Genomic DNA, 13,662 nt, shown 5'->3' with positions numbered 1-13,662 from the left:
CAACTAGGCATCACTATTGAATTTAATACTTAAAAATAGTAGCTATCTATTTGCGTGTGATGCTACTATTTTTTTGGATTTTTTTATAATTTGTTTACACCTAATTGTACAGGCTCCCTAGTTGCCTTTATATGATAATAATTAATTTTTAAAATTTGTATTATATATAAAGCATGGGTCAATCTCCACTAAATCAACATTTTGTCCTTTCTCAGTTGGTAATTTTATCTCTTCTTTTATTGTGAATTTGTACTTATAACCCTCAATAGTATATCCCATATTACTATCTACATTATCTATTGAAAAATTACTATCTATAAACATAATATTTTTTCCATCAATTTGGCCAACAAAGGCTTTAGTATATGTTTTGTTTTTAAAACTTTCTCCATTTAGTTCTTCTTTTTTACGAAAATCAAATTTACCATTTTCATCAACATTAACATAAATATTAAGAGGCATAATATTTTTTAAATATATAGAATGTAATCCTCCATAATGGCTTTCTTTAAACTCTTCTAATGTCTTTGCAACCTTAATCCTTCTATCATCGCGCATCTCAAAAGATTCATTATATTTTCGTAACCTTTCAACTTCTTTTGGAGAGCAATCTATATATAGTCCATTTCTCCAGTCTTTGTCACTTTCATTATGGAATTCAAATTCCGTTTTAATATTTTCGAAAACTTCCTTATCAATTGCACACAAAGCGCCTTCTATTTTATATTTAGCATTTTTATTCACAGTACCTTCTTTGTAATTCTCATCTGCAAATAATATAGCACCAGTATCAAAAATTCCTACAAATATCTTACTTTCAATCTTATCTTGTAGATTATTAGATTCAATTTCCGTTTTTGATAGGATAGTCTTACCTTTGAATTCTTCGGATATTTTGAAATAATCTGTTGGCTTTACCTCATCTAAATATATCCTCAAATTAATGTAATAGTCTACGTTACGCAAATCTTCTCTGGTTTTTATTGTTTTAAAAACTGTCTCATCTTCATCATAAATTTCATCTTGTTTATTATTTTCATTTTGGTATTCTGTATTTTTTTCAGTATAATCATGATCAACCGGCGCTTGAAACATAAAATTTAATTTAAAGAATAAAAATGTTAATGTTGTTAAAATTGCAATTACTGTAATTCTTGCTTTTTCCATAGAGGCTTCTGTTTTTTGTCTTTTATTTTTCTTTTTAACAATTTTTTTCTTTCTAGGTTTATATTTTTTTAACTTTAAGGGCTTAACATTTTTTCCTTCTAATTCGGCTTCTATAGTCTCTAGACATTTTTTTATTCCTCTACTTTTAGGTTGAAATTCTAATAATCTTTTAAAACTTTCCTTTGCTTTCACTAAATTCCCAGTAAAATAATAGCAGTATCCTATATTATTTAATGCTATTACATTGTTACTGTTAGCAGCTAAGCACATTTCAACATATGGCAAAGCTTCCGAAAAGTAGAGCTTTATCGTTAAAATATTTCCAATATATAAAGCAGCATCTAAGTCAGATTTATTTATTTCAAAAGCTAATTTATAAAATTTTAATGATTTATCTAAATCTCTAATTTCAAAATATAAGGCTCCTATTAATTTTAATAATTCTGCATCATGCTTAAATATCTCATAAGCTGAAAGTAAACACTCCTGTGCTTCGTAATAATCTTTACTTTCTAATGCTTCATAACCTTGCTTTCGTAATGATAAATATTTTTCAATAAAATTTGGATCTATTTTTTTTATATATTCGTATTTAAACTGACTAATATTTTGTAAAGTGTTAAAAACTTCTTCAATGGCTTCTCTATCATATTTTTCATATAAATTTCTTTCTTTTTTGGTCCAATTAAAATAATGATCTAATATACGCCATATATTAAGAGGCAAATCTTTGCGATTTAATAAAAATTCAAACATATAATCTTCTATAATAGGAGCACTATGGACATTCCAAACTACATCCATATTTAATAATTCTTCCCATACTTCAGTATTCTTCTTTAGGGAATTATCATTATAAATTTCATTTAGTTTATCTAAAAATTCTTCTATTTTTTGATTCGTAGAATTATTATTATTTTGTTCTTCATAATTGTTATTAATATTTTGGTATTGCTTTTTAATTATTTTTTCATTTACGTCCCATTCATCTCTAATATTTTCAACTAAGTTAATATGTGAATTTTGTTGTTTATTATTCTTAACATCTTTTATAGCTTTATCATATGCTTCTCTAAGTCTTTGGTAGCCTTCAGGGTCTTCTTCCGGATTATATATTTTTAATAATTTTGCATAAGCTTTTTTTATAGTTTTTAAATCACTATCATAGGATATACCTAAGATTTCCCACCAATTCATCATTAATAATATTTCTCCAATTCATCTAATTTTTCAACAAGTAGCTTAGCATTTTTATCGATAAGTCTAGGATTCTGAGTTAACAAAGTTTTTTCGAATGCGTCTAATAATGACGATATATATTCCCGCTTATCCCCAAGTGACTCTTCGTATAATCTTTCTCCTCTAGCTAAGAGTAATCTATTTTCGGTTTTATCTCTTGGATGAATTTTTATATCTCTAAGTTCTAGCATACGCTGTTTTATCTGCTCTTCTGACATTGAGTTTTCAGAGTTTCGAATTATTAACGATTTCTTTTCTCCTGTACTTAGCGAAGTGGTTTCTACTTCTAATAATCCATTTATATCATATGTATACCTAAGATCTATCATTTGTTCTCCTGCTTTTCCTCGTGGTACTGAAATTTCTAATTCGCCAATCTTTATATTATTTTCAACTCGCCTACTTTCACCTTGATATACATTAATTAACATACTAGTCTGATCGTCTCTAATAGTTACTAATTTTTCAACTTTACTTATTGGTATTGGCGAATTTCTTTCAATTATAGGTAGAAAATATCCTGATTCATAATTACCATTACCTAAATCATTTACTATGGACACTCCCAAAGTATAGGGACATACATCTGTTAATACCAATTCTTTTAAATCAGAATTTCTTGATTTTAAAGCTGCTTGTATTGCTGCACCTAATACTACTGCTTCATCTGGATTTATATTAGAATATGGTAATTTATTAAACATTTTGCTAACTACAGATCTCACTAGAGGCATTCTTGTACTTCCACCAATTAAAATGATGGCTTCAATTTCTACTGGTGATATGTCAGCATCTCTAAGAGCTCTCTCTACTGGATGGCGTAACCTTAAAATTATTTCTGAACATATTTTTGTAAACTTATTTCTATCAATTTTAGTTTCAAAATGTTTCTCATTTATAGTTAAACTCATAATTGCTTTTTCTTGATTTGACAATGATTTTTTGCAAAGTTCGGCTTGTTTGTATAAAGCTGATAATGTTTTTTTATCTAATATCCTTAAATCTAAATCATTTTCCTGTAAAAAATAATCAACAAGTAGTTTATTAAAATCTTCACCGCCTAAATAATTGTCTCCAGCTATAGATTTTACTTCCATTACACCTTCAAAAAGTTCCAGTATTGATATGTCAAAAGTTCCTCCACCTAAATCAAATACTAAAAATTGTGTTTCTTCATTTTCCTGATGCAGTCCATAAGCTACTGCAGCTGCTGTTGGCTCACTAATTAATCTTTCAACTTTAAGCCCTGCAAGTTCACCAGCTCTTTTAGTTGCCTTACGTTGTGCATCATTAAAATAAGCAGGAACACTGATAACCGCTTCTACAACTTCTTCACCTATATATTTCTCAGCATCTTCTTTTAATGATTTTAAAATAAATGAAGATAATTCTTCAGGTGTAAATGTATAAGATCCTAAATTAAATTTTTTTGATGATCCCATAAATCTTTTGAAGTTGCATGCTGTAGATTCAGGATGGGTGATAAGTCTTTCTTTTGCCACATCCCCAATTAAAATTTCATTATTGTCATCAACACTCACAATAGATGGTGTTGAATGCTTTCTTAGGACGTTTGGTATAATTTGCGCTTGTCCATCTTTCCAAATAGCAGCTAAACTGTGTGTAGTTCCTAAATCTATTCCAATAATAGCTATAATAATCTCCTCCTCAATTACATTAAAGAAAACTTATTTGAAAGCTTCTAGACAATTTTTAAAGTTCTCAAAAGAGCTGTTTAAAATTACTAATTTTTTAATATCAATTATATAATATAAGGTTAATCTGTTATATGTCAATTGAAATACATAATCTGTGTTTTTTCCTCTTTGCCCCTAACTACTATGTTAGAACCAAAGAACTTAATTTAAGCATCAAAGGACTTCAAATAAACAAATAATGCATATGTTTACTTATGTATAGACAAATTATCAAAAATAACGTATAATGTAAATAAAATAAATAGTATTGATATTGAAAGGAATTGAGTTTTATGGATATAAAATCAAAGGAATTATTTTGGAGTGCCACAATAGAAGAGCTAAAAAGTGGTTTGGTAGAGAATGACCAAGAATACAAATGCATAATTTGTGAAAGAGCATTTCAAAAGGGACGTATATATGAAATAAATTCAGAATTATATGATGCAAGGAAGACAGCAGAATTTCATATAGAAGCAACCCATGATTCAATGCTTGGCTACTTATTGGGGATGAATTCTGCTTTTACAGGATTGTCAGATATACAGAGAGAAGTACTGACTCTTATATCGCAAGGGCTATCTGATAAGGAGGTTGCCGCGAAGCTTGGAGTTGCTCAATCGACTATTAGAAACCATCGTTATAAATTAAGAGAAAAAGAAAAACAAGCAAAATTATTTTTAGCTTTGATGAGTCTTCTTTCAGAAAATACAAATAAAAAAATTAATAAGTTGGATAAAGAGATTATATGTGATGCTCATAAAACAGCAACAACTTTAGATGATAGATATAATATTACTGATAAGGAAAAAGAGGGTATTCTTAAAACGTATATTGATGAAACAGGAGCATTGAAAAGCTATCCTGCTAAAGAAAAAAAGAAAATTATAGTATTAAAAGAGATAGTTAAAAATTTTTCTAAAGGAAAGACTTATTCAGAAAAAGAAGTTAATAGACTTTTAAAAAGAATATATGAAGATTACGCAACTATAAGAAGGGCGTTAATAGAATACGGATTTATTGAAAGAACAAATGACTGTAGTACTTATTGGGTAAAAGAATAAATGACGAGTATTAAAAAGGGGATGGGGGCATGATTAAAAACTATTTAGAATTAAATAAATTTGAAGTAGAGAAGTTGATTCAGTTTATAAATAGAAATAAAACAAATAAATTATCTTATGAAGATATAGATAAGCAATTCAAATCTGACGAATTTGATTTAGCTTTAATTAAAGTAGTTAGAGGAAAGGGATATGAAAAGTTGCTTTTAGAAACTGCCATTAGTTTTTCTAGCATCATACGAATATAGATTCGAGCCTATACTATAGTGTATTAGATTTTATTATTTTTTGATTTTAAAAATAGTTATTAATTAAAGAAGCAATGAAACTGCACAATAGACAAGTAGCAGTGCCATAACAATATTAACGGTTCTATAATTTTTCACAAGAAATTTTTGGAATATAGAGCCAAACAATGCCCAGCAGCAGGTTCCTACAAAACCAACAAAAGCAAGAATTACAGAAAAACTTGCAAGCATAAACACAGATTTGTAATATGGTACGATAAATGTTGAGATGGTTGCAAGACTGTAAATGATAACGCTTGGATTTACAAACTGCAAAAGTAGTCCAGATAAAAATGTGTTTGTACGTTTTTGCGTTTTTTCCTCACTACGAGGTTTGCTCTTGTAGGTTTGCCATGCAAGCCATAGTATATAAGATGCACCAATATAAGCCATAATTGATTTGATTGATGGAATAAAATCGTAAAGCGCCACACTGAAAATACTGCTTAGAGCAAATATAATAAAGACACCAAAGAATACGCCTACATTAAACATTATGCTTTTCTTAAATCCGTATAGACTTGCATTTGACATTGATATAATAGTATTGGGTCCGGGCGCAAAGTTTGCAACAAGGATATAGGATAAAAATGCTGCTAAATTTGTCATAGATATTTACCTCCTAATTATTGTATCGTATAATATACGAAAAGAACAATATATCATACTGTGCAGTATAATGATACTATTTGTATACTATACTGTCAATAGATTGGAGGTTAAATTTTGGAAAAACTTAATTTTATTATTGCTGAGAACCTAAAAAAGTTTCGTGCAGAAAAGACACTTAGCCTCGACAATGTCTCAAAGCTGACTGGTGTAAGCAAAAGTATGCTTGGTCAGATTGAACGGTGTGAAGTGAACCCTACTGTGTCGACGTTATGGAAGATTGCGAATGGGCTTAAAATATCATGTACCCAACTTATGAGTATGCCTGAGGCTGACTTTGAAATCGTAGATAAGTCTCAGGTGCAGCCACTTGTTGAGGATAACGGCAGGATCAGAATATTTCCTGTGTTCCCATTTAACAGCGCTACACGATTTGAAATGTATTCCATTGAGGCTGATGCTAAAGGTTATCTATCTTCAGAAGCTCACCAACAAGGTACACAGGAATTCATCACTGTATTTTCCGGTAATCTTACTATTAATATAAATGGTGAAGATTTTGTTGTAACAGCTGGTAATTCCATACGTTTTAAGGCAGACAGTCCTCATGCTTATAAAAATACCGACGATATAATTTGCTCATTAAGTATGGTTATTTACTATCCAATATAGAATTTCGCTTGGCTTATTAGTAAGGCTAGGATAATGTAGCTTAATTATTGGTAGATACTTTGTGCTATTAGAAGTTTTTTATAATTTTATTAGCATAAATATATCCCTAAATATATCTAATAAAACAATGTGAAAAAATTAAACTAGTACGTATATCTAATTGTAATAGTAAATATTTTGTATATATTATCCATAATTATTTTTGAGATTAAAAACCTGTGGCGCATTATTTTACAAAAAAATATTTATCGAATTACAATAAAAATATATTCTAAAAGAACAATAATATTGATATACTACAAGTATAATATAGTTAGGATGTGATAATATGAAAAGATGGATGTTAAATGTATTAAGGATGTATATTACTTTTATTGGAATAGTTATTTTGCTACTTTGTATATTTTGGTTACCAGATATGGCTAGAATTAGTGCAGAATTAAATCCTGAGGTTGCTTATTTAAAGTACCCAATACTTATTGGTATTTATTTAACATGTATCCCATTCTACCTAGCTATTTTTAAAACATTTAAATTGGTTAAGCTTATTGGAAAAGACGGTGCCTTTACTGAAGATGCATGCAAATCATTAAGAGTAATCACATTATGTGCTATAAGTGTAATAGTACTCTATATTATAGGGATTTTTTATCTTAGCATAGAAAATGCACTACCTCCTGGGTTGTTTTTATTAGGATTAATAATTATTCTTGTTGCGTCTATCATATCCATATTTGCAGCGGTACTTAAAGCATTACTTATAAAGGTGGTTGAAATTAAAAATGAAAATGATTTTACAATATAAGGTTATAATATGGCTATTATAATTAATATTGATGTAATGTTAGCTAAGAGAAAAATGAGTGTTACCGAGCTATCAGAAAGAGTAGGTATAACTATGGCTAATATTTCTATTCTTAAAAATGGAAAGGCTAAAGCTATAAGGTTAACTACCTTAGATGCAATATGTAAAGCTTTAGATTGCCAACCAGGAGATATATTAGAATATATTGAGGATTATAACTAAATTTAGTGCAAAGATTTTATAGATGCTATATATTGTGTAAAGATTAAAAAACAGTAGATTCTTACTATAAAAATCTACTGCTTTTTTATATCAACTATATAGTGTAAATTAAAGAATGGATAGCTTTTAAATAGGATGTCATTTTTAAAAGAGCAATTATACTATTTATTATAGAAAAAAGCAATTAAAGAGGTTGGGTGAGGAAACTATGCAATCAAATAATTTATTATGTGAAACGAGGACATATATAGAAAAAACTTATGCACATAATCATTCTTATAGTCAGTTAATACTTCCACTACAGGGTAGTTTATCTATAAAAACAGATAAGTATGAACTAAGCTTAGATGAAAATCATTTGTTTTTTCTACCACCTAAGTGTTATCATTCATACTACTCAAATGGTATAAATAAGTTTTTAGTACTTGATATTCCAAGAGAAATTAGTTTAGCTTTATTAGCGGATACGTTTAAGTGTGAAATGCATCAGATTTTGGATGATAGATGGAAAGCAATAAGATATCTTCTGCATGAAGAAGTACGAAATCCAAACGGAAGAAGACTATATGATTTAGTGAACTATGCCTGTAGTTTTCTACTCGATGAAGTAAGGCCTATTTCGATACAGTATATTCATGATAATTTTCAGAATCAAATATCAATTGATAAATTAGCAGTAATTGAAAATTTTAATGTATCTTATTATATTGAATGGTTTAATAAAAAAACTGGGATGACACCGAATATATACATTCAAAAACTAAGATTAGAAAAAGCTAAAGAATATTTGATAGGTACAGACTTAAGTTTACTTATGATTTCACAACTTGTTGGATATAAGCAACAATCATCCCTTACTAGACTATTTATAAAGCATCAAGAATTATTACCAACTGCGTATCGTAAAAAGTACCGAGAAATAGACAAAAACTCCTCAATTTAAGTAAAGAACTTTGTGCTTATACATTTTATAATGATTGTAAGGACTTAGATTTTAAAGTCTGAAGTCTATATAAATGTATTGGGAAGATAAAATTATGAAACAATCGAATATAAAAGCACAAGTATTCGTACTAATGGCAGCCATACTATGGGGAACCACAGGTTCTACACAAGCTTTTGCTCCAGAAAATGCTACACCAATTGTAATTGGTGCACTGCGTATCGCAATAGGGGGGACAGCTTTATTTTTGGTGGCAAAACTTAGAGGAGCATTTAAAACAAAAATTAAATTAGATAAAAAATTACTATTAATAGCATCTATATGCATGGCAGTTTATCAACCTCTATTCTTTTTAGGAGTATTCAAAACAGGCGTTGCACTTGGCACGGCTTTAGCATTAGGAAGCTCACCTGTTTTTTCAGGTGTTATTGAATATTTTATGGGGGGAAAACTTAGTAAAAGGTGGATCGTAGGTACTATAGTATCCATTATTGGATGTACTTTACTTTTCGCTGGGCAAAATTTTATTAATATGAACATATTAGGCTTGATTTTATCCTTAGGAGCAGGATTATCATATGCAGTATATGTAAAAGTATCACAAAAGTTATTTCAGAATTCACCGAGAGATGCAGTTAATGGATTAGTATTCTTTATAAGTGCAGTTATATTATCACCTATTTTATTTATGAACGACTTAAGTTGGGTAATATCTACACGTGGAATTATGACAACGCTACACTTAGGAGTAGTAGCAACTGCTTTAGCATATACTTTATTTGCTTATGGACTTGTTAGTATTTCAACACCTAAGGCTGTTACTTTAACATTAGCAGAACCACTTACTGCAGCTATTCTTGGAGTGGTTGTGTTTAATGAAAATCTGACATATGTTTCTATGTTCGGTGTTTTATTTTTATTTTGTGGATTAATAATAAATTCTTACCCAGAAAAAGAAAAGGTAAAAGATAGAATAAGAGCACTGTAAATCTAAATCCTAGGACTAAGTTTAAAACACTATAGTTATACTATATGTAAAACACTATTTTGCTTTGTTATAGTATGACATTATTTATTAAATATCTGTAGAAGAAGGAAGGACATAGAATATGGCTACATTTGATGATTTTTTGAAGTTAGATATTAAGTAAGATTAAAATATAAATATAGTAAAAATATTAGATTGAGCATCTATCTTTAAAGATAGATGTTTTTCTATTTAAAGGCAAAATCATATGCAAAAGTTTTAGAAATTTAATATTATAGTTGCTTTTATTCTATATACCTATATAATATATATCAATACGATATATATTATATGGATATATTATTACTAAAGACTAAAAAGGAATGATAAGAGTGATAAAATTTATGATTTTAGGTTTTCTAACCTATAAAGAATTAACAGGATATGATATAAAGCAAGCAATGATTCAGAGTACTTCAAACTTTATGAACGCAAGTTTTGGAAGTATTTATCCTGCACTAAATAAACTGGAAAATGATGGATTGATAAATTCTACGAAGGTTATAGAAAATGGGAAGTACAAAAAGATATATACTATTAATGAAACTGGAGAGGATGTATTTCTTAAATGGCTAGAAGAGCCTATAGACTTTATGAGATCCTATGAAGATATCCTTGTTAAAATATTTTTTTATGAAAAACTTCCAAAGGAAAAGGTTTCAAAGCTTATAGAACAACTGATAGAAGATATTAATAGAAAATTAGAAGAACTCAGAAAACTTGAAACTGAAATTAAGCACAAAGCAGGTTATTTTGAAATATCAACACTTTATTTTGGAATAGATCATCTAAAATTTATGGTTGGTTGGTACGAAAAATTTTTAGATGATTTAAATAAAGATGGGAGGCAGCTGTAAATGAAAGCATTAATACTTAACGGTGCATTAAAAGAAGACAAAAGTATGGCAACAATAAATAAATTTGCTGAAGAGATACTTATTGAACAAGGCTATGAAGTAGAATCTATATTGCTCCACGAAAAGAAAATAGGAGAATGTATAGGCTGCTTTGGCTGCTGGATAAAATCTCCGGGAGTTTGTGTAATAGACGATTATGGAAGGATACTTACAGAAACTATTATTAATAAAGATATTGTAATCTATCTTACTCCTGTCGTATATGGAGGATATTCATCTGAGTTGAAAAAAGCTGTAGATAGGATCATTCCCCTACTTCTTCCCTTTTTTAAAAAAATTAATGGAGAAGTACATCATAAAGAACGGTATAAAAACTATCCAGATGTAATTGTATTAGGAATAATGCCACATGAAGATAATGAGATGGAAGAAATATTTAATAGTCTTATTAAGAGAAATAGCTTAAATTGGTACAGTTCTTTTAGTGGAGGCGCCATAAAGAATATTTTAGGAAAGGATATTAAATATCAATTAAAAGAAAAATTAAATGTTATGGAGGTAAGAACATGTTAAGGGAGAAAAAGGCTTTGTTATTAATAGGAAGTCCTAAATTAAAGAAAAGCGCCTCTGAATCCTTGGGAAGCTATTTGCTTGAAGGATTATATGAAAATGGGTATAAATGTAACAAGCTCCATATAATTTCTATACTTAAAAATAATGTAGAAGAACTTTTTCATAATGTTAATGATGCTGATATACTTATAGTTTCTTCTCCTACATATGTAGATAGTTTGCCATCACCATTAATTAAGGCCTTTGAGCTTATAGGTGAAAATAGAAAGGAAAGGGAAAGTGTAAAAAAACAAAGCATGATATCTATTATAAATAGTGGGTTCCCTGAATCTTTTCATAATGATACTGCCCTTAAGATATGTAAAAATTTTGCAGATAAAACTGATTTTGATTGGCTTGGAGGACTTGCCATGGGAGGAGGTCCTGCAATAGATGGTATGCCCATTAAAGATTTAGGTGGTATGACTAGAAATATAGTAAAAGCTCTAGATATGACTATAGAGGCAATAACTAATAATAAAAGTATTCCTTTAGAGGCCAGTGATATGATGTCAAGTAAATTAATGCCTATATGGCTATACACATTAATGGCAAATAGAGGTTGGAAAACTCAGGCTAAGAAATTTAATGCACATAAAAGCCTATACGCAAAGCCCTATATAAAAGAATAAAGAATATCACAGTTCTATTTTGATAATTAAACCTTAAGTGTTTATGCTTCTTATACCCAGCCATATATTGACGGTGTTTCGGTTTTAATTATGGTATAATTAGGATGTTAATTATCATAAAAAAGGGATGATTTTCAGCGCGGATATCTTACTCTCGAAAGAGCCTGTAATCCATCATTTGCCTATCTATAGTATTTATAATGAGTATAGTATCTGGAAATTCACTTATGAAATAATTTTAAAGGGGTGAAATAAAGGATTATGAACAAGAAAAAGGGTAAAATTATTGGGATAGCATTGGGTTGCATAGTGATTTTGTTAGGTGGAATCTTTTTGTATGGATATTATAACATGCCTTTTATTTCAGTACACAAACCTAAACCTTATCAGACTAGTGGAGAAGTAATCTTAAGCAAAGAACTAAATGAGCTAGAGGTAAAGGCGGATGTAGAACAGATGATAGAAATCATGGAAACTACACATCCGATTTTTTTAGAGGGAGAAACGAAAAAATATAAAGAAGCTAAAGATAGGTTTTTACATGATACAAATAAAAATATGACAGTAGATGAATTTAGATTTTCTGTTAGTAGATACTTATCCTCCATACAGGATGGACACACAGGACTGAGTTGGAGAGAAATGAAGTTCTTGGATATAAATTGGAGATATTTAGATGGTCAATTGATTTTATTTGATGAAAATAATGAATCAACAAATAAAATTGTAACCAAAATCAATGGTGTTGACATTCACAATATAATCAATACAGTAAAAGAACTTTTCCCTGCAGAAAACTATGTAGCTGAAAGCATAAATTATAGTATTTACTCAAAGAGCGAGGAAGTATTAGAATATTCAGGGGTTGATTGTACAAAGGATATGTTTGTAACCGTCATGAGTGGAACTTCGGAAGAAGATATACAAACAAAATTACACTATGGGGATAACATGTATTCTATGGATTATGAAATCTCAAGTAAAAAAATAGATGATAATACTATATATGTAAAGTTTGGGCTTTGTGAATTGAATGAAAATCTAAATAAGGTTGCAGAAGATTTAAAACAGGCTGTTGATGCTGGTATAGAAAATGTAATCATAGATGTAAGGGATAATCCGGGCGGGGCTTCAAGAGCGAGTAATATGCTTCTAGATTCGGTGAAAATAGAACCAGGTCACTTTGGATCTATAATAAGGTTTTCGCCATTAGCGCAGGAGCAATATGGTTACTGGAGAAAAAGCGGGTTTATATCATATGACAGGAGTAATGATGTAGTACGGAATGAGAATATAAATCTATATATACTTACAAACGAGCAAACTTTTAGCTCGGCTCAATGGCTTGCTACATGGGTGAAGGACGGAAAACTAGGTACTATCGTAGGACGTCCCAGTAGAAATATGCCTTCTTCCTTTGGAGACGTGTTACAATTTGAATTAAAAAACTCAAAGTTGGATGGTCAAATTTCATATAAGAAATGGACTAGGCCAGATGAAACCAAAGATAGTGAACGAGTTTTAGAACCGGATATCTATGTGGATTATTCAGAAGACGCATTAATTAAAACCATAGAACTGATTAAATCGAAGTAGAAAAAATAAAAGAAATATTATAAGTGAATAAAGCTATGTTAAAAGCCCCTATTACAAATAATGTTGTACATCTGCAATAGGGGCGTTTACTATATTTTATATGTTAAATAGTATAATATAGAGCAGTATTATCTACTTTAAGATTTTAAGTGAGTCCTTTAGAGATAAGAATAAATATCAAATACTTAAAAAAGTAGGTACTACAGATTTAGAAATATCTAAGTCAGTTTCAA

At 29.4% G+C, this 13,662-nt stretch carries 14 protein-coding genes and 1 pseudogene; 12 read left to right on the top strand and 3 right to left on the bottom strand.

What is annotated here, in order from left to right; genetic code table 11:
- Positions 1-141 precede the first annotated feature (141 nt).
- Positions 142-2,367, bottom strand: coding sequence for a J domain-containing protein (locus HYG84_RS04700; RefSeq protein WP_212380972.1), 2,226 nt, complete (start codon positions 2,365-2,367; stop codon positions 142-144).
- The gene (locus HYG84_RS04695) at positions 2,367-4,013 is read right to left on the bottom strand and encodes a molecular chaperone HscC (RefSeq protein WP_334301094.1); all 1,647 of its coding nucleotides are present in this window, start codon (positions 4,011-4,013) and stop codon (positions 2,367-2,369) included. Before HYG84_RS04695 ends, HYG84_RS04700 begins: the two co-directional genes overlap by 1 nt.
- A gap of 383 nt (positions 4,014-4,396) precedes the next feature.
- Between HYG84_RS04695 and HYG84_RS04690 the strand changes: the two genes are divergently transcribed.
- Together HYG84_RS04690 and HYG84_RS04685 are read left to right on the top strand one after the other, a co-directional pair.
- Entirely contained in the window at positions 4,397-5,167 is a 771-nt protein-coding gene (locus tag HYG84_RS04690) for a DUF2087 domain-containing protein (protein ID WP_212380971.1), read from the top strand.
- Positions 5,168-5,196: 29 nt separating this feature from the next.
- Positions 5,197-5,415: a hypothetical protein gene (locus HYG84_RS04685; RefSeq protein WP_212380970.1), complete on the top strand. Its 219-nt coding sequence runs from the start codon at positions 5,197-5,199 to the stop codon at positions 5,413-5,415.
- Between the two features lie 63 nt (positions 5,416-5,478).
- Here the strand turns inward: HYG84_RS04685 and HYG84_RS04680 are convergent, their stop codons facing one another.
- Positions 5,479-6,063, bottom strand: coding sequence for a LysE family transporter (locus tag HYG84_RS04680; protein ID WP_212380969.1), 585 nt, complete (start codon positions 6,061-6,063; stop codon positions 5,479-5,481).
- A 117-nt stretch (positions 6,064-6,180) separates the two neighbouring features.
- On the opposite strand from HYG84_RS04680, the pseudogene HYG84_RS20730 reads away from it, so the two are divergent.
- The 10 genes and pseudogenes from HYG84_RS20730 to HYG84_RS04635 form a co-directional block, all read left to right on the top strand.
- Positions 6,181-6,312 (top strand): annotated as a pseudogene (locus HYG84_RS20730) (helix-turn-helix domain-containing protein); the annotation flags it as partial.
- 66 nt (positions 6,313-6,378) lie between these two features.
- Positions 6,379-6,735 (top strand): cupin domain-containing protein, encoded by a 357-nt coding sequence (locus tag HYG84_RS20605; protein ID WP_330655578.1) that lies wholly within the window; start codon positions 6,379-6,381, stop codon positions 6,733-6,735.
- Positions 6,736-7,063: 328 nt separating this feature from the next.
- Positions 7,064-7,540 (top strand): DUF2975 domain-containing protein, encoded by a 477-nt coding sequence (locus HYG84_RS04670; RefSeq protein WP_212380967.1) that lies wholly within the window; start codon positions 7,064-7,066, stop codon positions 7,538-7,540.
- A 9-nt stretch (positions 7,541-7,549) separates the two neighbouring features.
- Entirely contained in the window at positions 7,550-7,762 is a 213-nt protein-coding gene (locus HYG84_RS04665) for a helix-turn-helix domain-containing protein (protein ID WP_212380966.1), read from the top strand.
- A 208-nt stretch (positions 7,763-7,970) separates the two neighbouring features.
- The gene (locus HYG84_RS04660) at positions 7,971-8,705 is read left to right on the top strand and encodes an AraC family transcriptional regulator (protein WP_212380965.1); all 735 of its coding nucleotides are present in this window, start codon (positions 7,971-7,973) and stop codon (positions 8,703-8,705) included.
- Between the two features lie 94 nt (positions 8,706-8,799).
- A complete protein-coding gene (locus HYG84_RS04655) occupies positions 8,800-9,693 on the top strand; it encodes an EamA family transporter (protein WP_212380964.1) in 894 nt (297 codons plus the stop codon).
- 371 nt (positions 9,694-10,064) lie between these two features.
- Positions 10,065-10,589: a PadR family transcriptional regulator gene (locus tag HYG84_RS04650; RefSeq protein ID WP_212380963.1), complete on the top strand. Its 525-nt coding sequence runs from the start codon at positions 10,065-10,067 to the stop codon at positions 10,587-10,589.
- Positions 10,590-11,162, top strand: coding sequence for a flavodoxin family protein (locus HYG84_RS04645; RefSeq protein ID WP_212380962.1), 573 nt, complete (start codon positions 10,590-10,592; stop codon positions 11,160-11,162).
- Positions 11,156-11,833, top strand: a complete 678-nt coding sequence (locus HYG84_RS04640) for an NAD(P)H-dependent oxidoreductase (RefSeq protein ID WP_212380961.1) — start codon at positions 11,156-11,158, stop codon at positions 11,831-11,833. The genes HYG84_RS04645 and HYG84_RS04640 overlap by 7 nt, the downstream gene beginning before the upstream one ends.
- 261 nt (positions 11,834-12,094) lie before the next feature.
- Positions 12,095-13,429 (top strand): S41 family peptidase, encoded by a 1,335-nt coding sequence (locus HYG84_RS04635; RefSeq protein ID WP_212380960.1) that lies wholly within the window; start codon positions 12,095-12,097, stop codon positions 13,427-13,429.
- Positions 13,430-13,662 lie beyond the last annotated feature (233 nt).

The sequence above is a fragment of the Alkaliphilus sp. B6464 genome, from assembly GCF_018141165.1.
Lineage (GTDB): Bacteria > Bacillota > Clostridia > Peptostreptococcales > Natronincolaceae > Alkaliphilus_B.
The sequence above is the reverse complement of the archived record's forward strand: the minus strand, read 5'-3'. Positions and strand labels throughout refer to the sequence as shown.

What these genes read in the sequence shown, in the direction of transcription:
- HYG84_RS04700 (WP_212380972.1), bottom strand. Translation starts at nt 2,367, where the DNA reads ATGATGAATTGGTGGGAAATCTTAGGTATATCCTATGATAGTGATTTA.
- HYG84_RS04690 (WP_212380971.1), top strand. Translation starts at nt 4,397, where the DNA reads ATGGATATAAAATCAAAGGAATTATTTTGGAGTGCCACAATAGAAGAG.
- HYG84_RS04685 (WP_212380970.1), top strand. Translation starts at nt 5,197, where the DNA reads ATGATTAAAAACTATTTAGAATTAAATAAATTTGAAGTAGAGAAGTTG.
- HYG84_RS04680 (WP_212380969.1), bottom strand. Translation starts at nt 6,063, where the DNA reads ATGACAAATTTAGCAGCATTTTTATCCTATATCCTTGTTGCAAACTTT.
- HYG84_RS20605 (WP_330655578.1), top strand. Translation starts at nt 6,379, where the DNA reads ATGAGTATGCCTGAGGCTGACTTTGAAATCGTAGATAAGTCTCAGGTG.
- HYG84_RS04670 (WP_212380967.1), top strand. Translation starts at nt 7,064, where the DNA reads ATGAAAAGATGGATGTTAAATGTATTAAGGATGTATATTACTTTTATT.
- HYG84_RS04665 (WP_212380966.1), top strand. Translation starts at nt 7,550, where the DNA reads ATGGCTATTATAATTAATATTGATGTAATGTTAGCTAAGAGAAAAATG.
- HYG84_RS04660 (WP_212380965.1), top strand. Translation starts at nt 7,971, where the DNA reads ATGCAATCAAATAATTTATTATGTGAAACGAGGACATATATAGAAAAA.
- HYG84_RS04655 (WP_212380964.1), top strand. Translation starts at nt 8,800, where the DNA reads ATGAAACAATCGAATATAAAAGCACAAGTATTCGTACTAATGGCAGCC.
- HYG84_RS04645 (WP_212380962.1), top strand. Translation starts at nt 10,590, where the DNA reads ATGAAAGCATTAATACTTAACGGTGCATTAAAAGAAGACAAAAGTATG.
- HYG84_RS04640 (WP_212380961.1), top strand. Translation starts at nt 11,156, where the DNA reads ATGTTAAGGGAGAAAAAGGCTTTGTTATTAATAGGAAGTCCTAAATTA.
- HYG84_RS04635 (WP_212380960.1), top strand. Translation starts at nt 12,095, where the DNA reads ATGAACAAGAAAAAGGGTAAAATTATTGGGATAGCATTGGGTTGCATA.